The following is an 8,525-nucleotide window of genomic DNA, read 5'->3' as shown; positions in this document are numbered from 1 at the left end:
CCCGCGCTCCTGTCTCCGCCCCGCTCGGCACCGCCGGCCGCCCGCCCCCGCCCAAGAGGCAGGCACACGGGCATGAGGTCAGAACACGTCGTGGCTGGGGCGGTCGGCTCCACGGCTTTAGGCAGCCACTTTGGGGCGAGCCTCGAAGATCATGGCCCCAACGTCGTGCTTTAACGGGCAGGTCCACAGACTGCCCGACGCGCCGGAAGCTTACGGGGCCATGATCACTCACCCCAAAGCAGCTCCAGCCCAAAGCCGCTCCACCGACCTCTGCCGGAACAGTGGCCCTCGTCGGTACGGTCCCGCCATGAAGCCTCAACACGGTAAGCGGCAACAGCGGTTCCGGACGTTCACCAGCGTCATGCGCCACGTAGGAAAGAAGCCTCTGCTGATTGGCTGGGGTGCGGTTCTAATCGCTCTGAACGTCATTAATCAGCACAACGTGCCACAGCCGTGGTCCGGGATAATCAGTGCTGCGGTCTTGCCGTGTTGGAGCATCCCGGCCTCTGTCAGCTATCAGCGCAGCCGAGCAGATACTGAGGGCGCAGATCACTGATGCTCGTGCGATACAGCAGAGAAGTACAGCAACCGTGCCGACCGCTATCGTCCATAGTCGGTCCTCACGGCCCGGATGAGCAGGCGAGGAGACTCCAACGACCGCCCCGCCCGTAGTTCGCATCGAGAGGTTCATCGTGCCCGCTGCGTGCCCGTTCGCAGGGGACGCAGCGGGGACTCACGGGGAACAGCGGCGCCAACCTCGCTCCGGACCAGGTCAGGGAGTCGCCAGGTCAGCGGCCATCCGCATACGGCGTCTTCCAAACTGGTGACATGCCACACATGCAGCAGCCGCCTACGGCAGGACCGCAGACCGAGTAACTGGCCCGGAAGGGAATCGTGTCAGAAGTCTGGTCTAGGTTTGGCCTGTGAACCACAGCCGTTCCAACGCCGGGGCTCCCCGCGAGCCTGACTTGCCGCCCCACCAGGTAGTCCTGGCGGAGACTGATTGGGGTTCACTCCAGACGGCTTTCGGGAACGGTGAGGACCTTCCCAAGGTCCTGACGCGGCTGTTGGAGCCAGACCCCAAGGTCCAGGTCACTGCTTTGTCGGAGCTGGGTGAGCTGGTCGGCCACCAGAACACCATCTACGAAGCCACCACCCCCGTTGCCATGTATGTCGCCGGCATCCTCACCCACCCGGCGACTACGACCCTCCGGCCCTATCGCAACGTCCCCATCCGCGCGACGCTGTTGAACTGGTTGGTTTCCACGGCCTACGACGCCTCCGACGAGATTGTTGGCCGCACGGAGCAGTACTTCCCTGGCTTCCTCACCCACGACACCACCGTGGCGGCCTTCCGGGACCTGCGCCCGATGCTTTATCGGGCCGTCGCGCCCTTCCTGCAGGACAGCCACGAGGACGTGCGCGAAGCCGCCGCCATCGCTGCGCTCATCCTCGCCGAACACTCCGCGCTCGCCGAACACCGTGATCACCTCGCCGTGCACGCGCGCCGCGTCCTGGACACCAGCAGCGACGACCCCAACCGACGCGTTGCCCGGAAGGCCCTCGGAGCATGGGGCCACGACGTCCCCGACCCTGAACCTTTCCCGGAGGAGCCCTGGGACTGGGGGCCACACAGCAATGGCCGCGGCGATCTCGAACCTCCCTTTTGACCGATACGCACACAGCCCACCGGCGGACCACTGCAGCCGGTGAGAGACACCAGCCCAAGGACGCGCGGCCAGCCGAGTTGCTTCGAGACGAAGAGCGTCCGTGCCACATCCGTGCCAGAACGGGCGGGGTCTCACGGGGAATCAGAGTGCGCAGGAGTACGTGGTGCCGGACTCCCCCAGGGCGAGGAGCCCGAGGTCAGGTCCAGAGCGCCCAACCTCGCTCCTAAAGCGGGTGTCGCAGGTTCGAATCCTGCCGGGGGCACAAGGGAAAAGGCCCCGGACCAATCACGGTCCGGGGCCTTTGATATCAACTTACTCGAAGTGGACACGACGACGGCGATGCGGACTCCGGTACCGATCTCCTGCTGAGCGGATCAACAGCAGAGAACCTGTGCCACGGCCTGGCTGAAGTCGCCGGTCGCAAGCGCCTTGACCGGGATCGTGAAGTACAACGTTCCGGCGTCCCCCCAACCCCATCCGAGTTCGGTGTCCTCGGCAAGCTGGAGCAGATGAACGGCTGGGCCGTCGGCGTCGCGGGACGACACCTTGAGCGTGTACGAGGTGTCCGGCCAACCGAAGGCGCAGTGACTCCCGGCGGTGTTCCCGTCGAGATCTCCCATCTCATCGAGAATGAGCGATGCCGCGCCCCAGTGCTGGTCCCTGTCGAACTCCACGTCCTCGTCCTCGACGTCCCAGCAGTCCGGGAGCATGGCTGCCTCAGCCGCCTGGACAGATACAGCCGGGTAACGTCTCGCTGGTTCGGGTGCCCACATCTCTACTGCCCGTGCCGGATCGGCGGAAATGACGCGGTATGCCGCAGACTCGGACATGTCCAGTTTGCGGTACTCCTCGTACGGCAAGTCTGGATCGAGGTAGAAGAAGTTGAGCAGGCCGGGTCGTGTGGGCAGTTCGTTGCCCAGCCAGATAGCCAGAGCATCGGTGTCCAGCACGGCATGCAGGGACAACGGAACCCCGTTCTGTTCGGGCCAGCAGGTCTCCGGTTCGAGGAGAGCAGGCCCACCAAGTCGACATTGCCCAGTGGCCTGGATAGTTCCCGCTGGGCGGACCAACTGAAAGCCTCGGCGGGCCATGGCAGCAAACTGCCGACCGGCCTTCTCACCGAGCCGTTCTGTGCATGCGTGACTCAAACCGGCAGGGCCATCGAACTGCATGCCAGGATCTTCTCAACCTCCGCTCGGTCTCTACCACTTTGGGTCTACTTGCGGGCACGGGTGCCATCCGGCTGGAGCACGTAGACAGCACACTGAAAGCGGCCGTCCTTGCGCTTGGTGATGGTGCCCGCGCCATCGGGGTTTCGCTTGCGCTGCTGAACCATCAGGCCGCCGCCTCCAGTTCGTTGGTGATGTACTCGCGCACAGCCCGCGCAGGGATGCGACGGCGCCGGCCGATGGTGAGCGAGGGCAGGCGCCGGGAACGGATGAGGTCGTAGACCGTGGAGCGGCCGAGCTTCAGCCGCTCCATTACGTCGGGCACCGTCAGCACGTGCTCACCTGGCGTCCTCGTCTCCGGCCATGTCGCAATCATCGACGTCGAGCTCAGCACCGGTAGCGATGAGGCGGGAGATCTGGCCGTGAATAGGTCGGGCCCGTACAGTTGCCTGGCTGACGAATGGGAGGGGCGGATGAAGCTCTGGAGGAGCAAGAAGAAGCTGCCAACACCGGCCGAGGATGCTGCCGCGGCGGCTCGACTCGTTGAGCGTTGGTTCCGCAGCATGGAACCCAGCGCGGCGGCGGATCTCACCCGTCGATGGCAACAGTCAGGGCGACTCGATCCCGACGAGGCTCGGCGTTTCGCGGCCTGGCACCGGGAGCGCGTCCGCCTCCACATGCTCAAGATGACAACCAACGACGGGTCGATACAACGCAGGTCAACTAAGGATTTTGAAAGCGTCCGAGCCGAGATTTCGTCGGTGGCTGAGGACCTTGAGGCATTGGGTCGATGGTTGAAGGCTGAAGGCCACGAGTGAAGGAGTGGTTCCTCAGCAGGAACCACAGCGGTCCCCGCTGCCATCCCGCCTGCCGTCGTCCCAATCGCAGTGCAGCGGGCCTGGCCCCCTGGATCAAGATAGCCGCGCGGGAAGTGGGCCGAGAGGGATAATGCGCGCCCCAACAGTCAAGCGGCCGTGGCGACCGGGGGTGTGACCTGGCAGCAGCGTCGGTCGCGGATCAGGGCCCACAGGACGTTGACGCGCCGGCGGGAGAGAGCGAGCACGGCCTGGACGTGCTCCTTCCCTTCGGCGCGTTTGCGGTCGTAGAACCTCCGTCTGCGACTCTACGGAGCAGCGCGGGCACGTCAGCCTGCCCGGTTCCCTCCGGGTTGGCCTGGGAGAAGTGCCTGATCGTCCACGAAGATTCCATGTGCTCATGATCGCCCAGGCTTCGGCCGTCATGCAGGGGTGATGCGTTCTCACGTGCTGAGATGGAGCTTCGTGGGCGCGTGCCCGGGTCGAGGCGGGTGGTATTCGGTGCCGGTTGCGGTCAATGACCTGATGTCGAAATCCACGTGCTGGTTCCCGCCAAGAAACAGGCGACGGTGTAGCTGCCCATCGCGGGCAGCAGGACCGCCGCAAGTGCGACCCACGCACCGAAGAACAAGTGCACGAAGCGGGGAACGGATGAGCGCGGATCCAAGCCCAGGCGGCTACGGGCGTGCCTGGTCACCTTGACCGATGCGCCGGACGGTTGAGCGTCCGCCCTCACGACGGCACGGCGTATGGAGTCCTCCGCCCGCGTGTCAGGGCCGATTGTCAAGCCCAGCCCGTGCCGGTCCCACAGGCGCAACTCGTCCTCCGCCCGCGTGACAGGGCCGATTGTCAAGCCCAGCCCGTGCCGGTCCCGCAGGCGCAACTCGTCGACTGGGCGGCCTCGGCCGCCCGCCGCCGCGAACCGGCGGACACTGGCCAGAGCGTCCAGTTCGATCGTGCGGACGCCGGTGAGCGTGCGGGCAGATACGAGCCGTCTCCCCTCGACGGTGGAGACGTGCGGTGTGCCCCCAAACCCGAACCAGATCGCGTATGCCAGCGTTCCAGCGACGAATCCGGCCCCGGCGGCGATCCCGGTGTCCGTCTCCTTCAGCACATGGGTTCGGATCAGCCCCGCATCCGCGAGGACGACCGTCGCCCATGCCGCGCCCACGATCCCCAGCCCCCGCCGCATGCGGCGACGGGCAGACCAAGGGTCCGCCGGGGAGGGCGGCAAGTTGCGCCGTGTACGACGCATGTGTCGGTGGAGCCGACAACGTTGCACTGCGAGGAGCGCTTTGTTCTTGTGCCATGAAGATCCCTGCCCCCACATGGTTGCAGGTTAAGCCCACAGGAGATGGGGGGCCAGCATTCCGCACCACTCGCGGCAGCGATCTCGTGCTCGTCGCGGTGCTGGAGCTGAGCGATGTCGGCAGGGTCGAGGAGCGGGGTTGATGAGGTTCTCAGGCTTCAAGATCGAGTAGTTGGAGGGCATGGTCGGTTCGTGACCGGTAGTGGTCGGCCGCGGCGGCGATGTTCGTCCAGCCGGCCTGGCGGATGAGGCCGATGGCGAGGTTGCGGAGGGTTGCCATCGCGCGGGGCGCGGTGCCGATGCGGACGCGGGAGGCGTCCTCGGCGAAGGTCACGTCTCTCACATGGTGCAGTGTCTCGACCTTCCAGTGTCCGCGGATCAGTTCGGCGATCCGTTCCGGGGTGGCCTGTTCGGGGCCGAGGCTGGTGACCGCGTAGATCGTCTTGATGGTGGTCTTGTTCGTCGTGCGGCTGGTGCGGCGGCGCTTGACCTCGATGGCCTGCACGGCGTGCGGGAAGAGGAGAGCGCTGCTCGTTGGGGGATCGAGCGTGACGGCAGTAGCTGACGGCAACGTAGGCGCACGAGAGCAGTCGTCAGTACACAGTCGCGCGCACGTCGGGCCGAGGGCCTGAGGCGGCGCGCAGATGCGGGGGCTGGCCGGTCGAACTCCTAAAGCGGGTGTCGCAGGTTCGAATCCTGCCGGGGGCACAGAGAACAGAGAAAAGGGCCAGCTCAGGAGGGATTTCCTCCCAGGCTGGCCCTTCGGCGTTTCAGGGGTCGTGCCACACGCGTGCCACTACGGGCCCCCAGGGTCCTTCTCGGAGGTGTCGGAGACCGCTCCGAGAAGGATCCGGATCATGACACCAAGCCGGTCGGCGATGGCCCGGTCACGATCGCTTGTCATGTACTGATAGATCAGCGCGGCGCGCGAGCTGCTGTGACCCGTACGAGTCATCAGCTCCCGCGTGCTGGCCCCGGCAGCCGAGGCCAGTGTGTTGCCCGTGTGCCGAAGATCGTGGAAGTGCAGCTCGGCCGTGACGCCCGCAGCCTTCCGGGCCTTGACCCAGTCGTCGCGGAAGTTGCTCCGCCGCAACTGCCCGCCCTGGGGCCCGACGAAGACGTGACCGTCACGACCGGGAGCGCCGAACTGCTCCAGGTGGCACCTCGTCGAGCAGCTCGGCCGGGAAGGAGACGGCCCGTACCCCGGCCGCTGACTTCGGCGCCTTGTCGAAGAGCCTAACCAACGCGGACGGTGAGGTGGTCGACCGTTTCGCAAGGCTTGAAACCCCTGGTCCGAGGCCTCGGGGCGCCTGGGCGTCTCGGGGACCTCGGACCGGAGTACCGCGGAGGTACTACTTGGTGACCTCGACGGTGGCCTGAGCGGTCGCGGCGGTGTGCCGGTCATCGCCCAAGTAGCGGACGGTGTAGGTGACCTGGCCGACCACGCGCGGCCGGTCGGTGAACTGGAAGCTCCCGTCCGCCGCGACGGCGGCGCCGCCGATGGACACGCCGCCCGGCGACTTGGCGTCGGTGCGCGTCACCTCGACGGTGGTACCGCTCGCGAACGGGTCGTTGGCACTGAGGGTGCCTGTGACGGTCAGCTCCTTGACCTTGACGGCCGTCGACGGCGCCTGAAGGGTGAGGGAACTCTCCGCCTTGCCCGCGTCGACCAGCACATGCAGGGTCGGATGGGCGCCGAGGTAGTCGCCGGTCACAGAGAAGAGCCGGTTGTCGTCCGGTGCCCAGGCGAGTCCGGCGGGAAGCTGGCGGCCCGGGGAGTAGGTGCGCAGCGGGGTGCTAGCGCCGGAGCGGAAGACGTACAGCTGGGAACCGTCCCCACCTACCGCAACCTTGCCGTCGGCGGCGATGGCCACCCCATTGGGGTAGGCGTCGGTGGGGTAGCTGCCCTTCACCGACAGGTCGGTGGCGCTGAGGGCCTGGTGGCGGTAGGGGGAGCCGAACGCCGCGACGATGTCCTGGCCGTCGGGCGTCACGGCGAAATCATTCAGGTCGGACAGGACCGGGCTGTCGTAGAATGTGCGCTTCACCCGCTGCTGCAGACCGCTTGAACTCACCTCGTAGACCGCGAGGGTGGCCGGGCTGAGATTCTGTTGACCCGCCACCAGCACGTTCGGGTCGGCCGGCGAGGAAGCGAGCGTCGGCGCGTAGTACCAGCCGGTGGACTGGCCCAGCGTGACGACCGGGTCGGCTCCGGAGAGCTCGAGCGAGCCGATCCCCCCGCGGCCGTCAGCCGCATAGCCGAACCAGATCTTCCCGCCCGCCAGCGCCAGGTTCCGGGGCGATGTGCCCGCGCCCGTCTGGTAGCGGTCGGTCTCCGCCAGCGTGCTGGTGTCGATCTCGGATATGGCGTCGGCGGACGGGAGTGCGACGTACACCGTGCTGGAGTCCGCCGATACGGCGAGTCCTGCGGCTCCGTTCTCCGAAGTGATCTGCTTCACGACCTGGCCCGCGTAGTCGGTGACGACGACGCTGCTGCCGTCCGGGTCGCTGATGAAGACGTGGTCGTGAACGTCGTCGACCACGATGTCCCGGTACGAGGTACTGGGAAGTGCGATGCTGCTGTCCGCGGCGGCCGGGACGGCCGTACCGCCGATCAGCGCGGCGGAGCCGAACACAGCCGCCAGTGCTGTCTGCGCTATGAGGCTTCGAGTGCGCAAGTCTGCTGCCCTTTCGTGCAGATGGGAATGACCAGTGATAACCAGTCAACGCACGGACCGTACGACATGCCTCTGACAACACCGTTTCAGAGGGCATCCACGGCTGGGGAGAACGCGACATCACAGGAGGCCTCCTATGGCTCAGAGCGGATACATCAGACCGTGGAGGCTGCCCCAGGGCGGGCCACGGACTGGGTCCCGCCTGTCCGGCTGTCCGGTTCAGGCGCTGACTTGCGAGAACTACCCGGACAGTCAAAACGGGAGCTGTCCGGGGTCTCCGGTTACAGACGGCTGCAACAGCCGAGGATGTTGCAGCCCGTCGGCGAAGCCGACCCTTGAAGGTCGCAGGCGCCGACGGCGACTGCCCTTGAGTTCTCTGCGCTCCGGCCGAGGGGCTAACTGCGCTACAGCGACGGCATACTGACGCGAACAACCACGGACGTTCAGGGACGGCCCCGAGGTCGACCCGTACGACCGGAGCACGTCGATGGAAACGCGCATGCGGAAGGCCGGCGATGCGAGGTGCGGGACTGCCACACGGTCGTGAGTGGCCGTTGCAGGGAATCAGACCTGCATGGTCGGGAGCCTCAAGCGTCGCGGGTCGGTGAGTGTCTCACTGCATGACAACACCTATGCACGCCGGCGAACAAGGGTGGACGCCTGTGGACCATCGCACCAGCTAAGAAGCATACCGGCCCCTGACCGACCGACCGCCCGAGTTGCTTCGGGACGAAGAGGTCCGGTCTAGGCTCGCGCAGTCAGCAGGCGCAATGCTGTCTGCGCGAGTCCAACGCTCCTGCAATCAGGCCAGCGCAGGCATGAAGCCACCGCGTGTGGCGCCTGAGGACAGCAAGGCAGACCAGTCAAGTGGCTCGGGTAGCTGG

General features: G+C 66.4%; 8 protein-coding genes and 2 pseudogenes. 2 read left to right on the top strand and 8 right to left on the bottom strand.

Translation table 11 applies throughout. The annotated features are described in order from the left end of the window. The first annotated feature begins 923 nt into the window (after nucleotides 1-923). A complete protein-coding gene (locus ACFU8Q_RS15125; protein WP_384453012.1) occupies nucleotides 924-1,670 on the top strand; it encodes a hypothetical protein in 747 nt (248 codons plus the stop codon). A 374-nt stretch (nucleotides 1,671-2,044) separates the two neighbouring features. On the opposite strand, the gene ACFU8Q_RS15120 is transcribed toward ACFU8Q_RS15125, so the two are convergent. The 3 genes and pseudogenes from ACFU8Q_RS15120 to ACFU8Q_RS15110 form a co-directional block, all read right to left on the bottom strand. Beyond that, nucleotides 2,045-2,761, bottom strand: coding sequence for a DUF1963 domain-containing protein (locus ACFU8Q_RS15120; protein ID WP_384453017.1), 717 nt, complete (start codon nucleotides 2,759-2,761; stop codon nucleotides 2,045-2,047). A 128-nt stretch (nucleotides 2,762-2,889) separates the two neighbouring features. Then, nucleotides 2,890-3,006: pseudogene (locus ACFU8Q_RS15115) on the bottom strand (site-specific integrase); the annotation flags it as partial. After that, nucleotides 3,006-3,215, bottom strand: coding sequence for a helix-turn-helix domain-containing protein (locus tag ACFU8Q_RS15110; protein ID WP_384453009.1), 210 nt, complete (start codon nucleotides 3,213-3,215; stop codon nucleotides 3,006-3,008). The pseudogene ACFU8Q_RS15115 and the gene ACFU8Q_RS15110, both read right to left, overlap by 1 nt. A 97-nt stretch (nucleotides 3,216-3,312) precedes the next feature. On the opposite strand from ACFU8Q_RS15110, the gene ACFU8Q_RS15105 reads away from it, so the two are divergent. Then, entirely contained in the window at nucleotides 3,313-3,657 is a 345-nt protein-coding gene (locus ACFU8Q_RS15105) for a hypothetical protein (protein ID WP_384453006.1), read from the top strand. Nucleotides 3,658-3,803: 146 nt separating this feature from the next. Here the strand turns inward: ACFU8Q_RS15105 and ACFU8Q_RS15100 are convergent. From ACFU8Q_RS15100 to ACFU8Q_RS15080, 5 genes and pseudogenes are all read right to left on the bottom strand, one after another. Then, nucleotides 3,804-3,953: pseudogene (locus ACFU8Q_RS15100) on the bottom strand (IS110 family transposase); the annotation flags it as partial. Between the two features lie 215 nt (nucleotides 3,954-4,168). Beyond that, the gene (locus ACFU8Q_RS15095; protein ID WP_384453003.1) at nucleotides 4,169-4,846 is read right to left on the bottom strand and encodes a hypothetical protein; all 678 of its coding nucleotides are present in this window, start codon (nucleotides 4,844-4,846) and stop codon (nucleotides 4,169-4,171) included. 268 nt (nucleotides 4,847-5,114) lie between these two features. After that, nucleotides 5,115-5,534, bottom strand: coding sequence for a transposase (locus ACFU8Q_RS15090; protein WP_384453000.1), 420 nt, complete (start codon nucleotides 5,532-5,534; stop codon nucleotides 5,115-5,117). 225 nt (nucleotides 5,535-5,759) lie between these two features. Further along, a complete protein-coding gene (locus tag ACFU8Q_RS15085; protein ID WP_384452997.1) occupies nucleotides 5,760-6,056 on the bottom strand; it encodes a tyrosine-type recombinase/integrase in 297 nt (98 codons plus the stop codon). A 259-nt stretch (nucleotides 6,057-6,315) separates the two neighbouring features. Next, the gene (locus ACFU8Q_RS15080) at nucleotides 6,316-7,641 is read right to left on the bottom strand and encodes a hypothetical protein (RefSeq protein ID WP_384452994.1); all 1,326 of its coding nucleotides are present in this window, start codon (nucleotides 7,639-7,641) and stop codon (nucleotides 6,316-6,318) included. Between the last annotated feature and the right edge of the window lie 884 nt (nucleotides 7,642-8,525).

It is taken from the genome of Streptomyces sp. NPDC057543, from assembly GCF_042801895.1.
GTDB lineage: Bacteria > Actinomycetota > Actinomycetes > Streptomycetales > Streptomycetaceae > Streptomyces.
The sequence above is the reverse complement of the archived record's forward strand: the minus strand, read 5'-3'. Positions and strand labels throughout refer to the sequence as shown.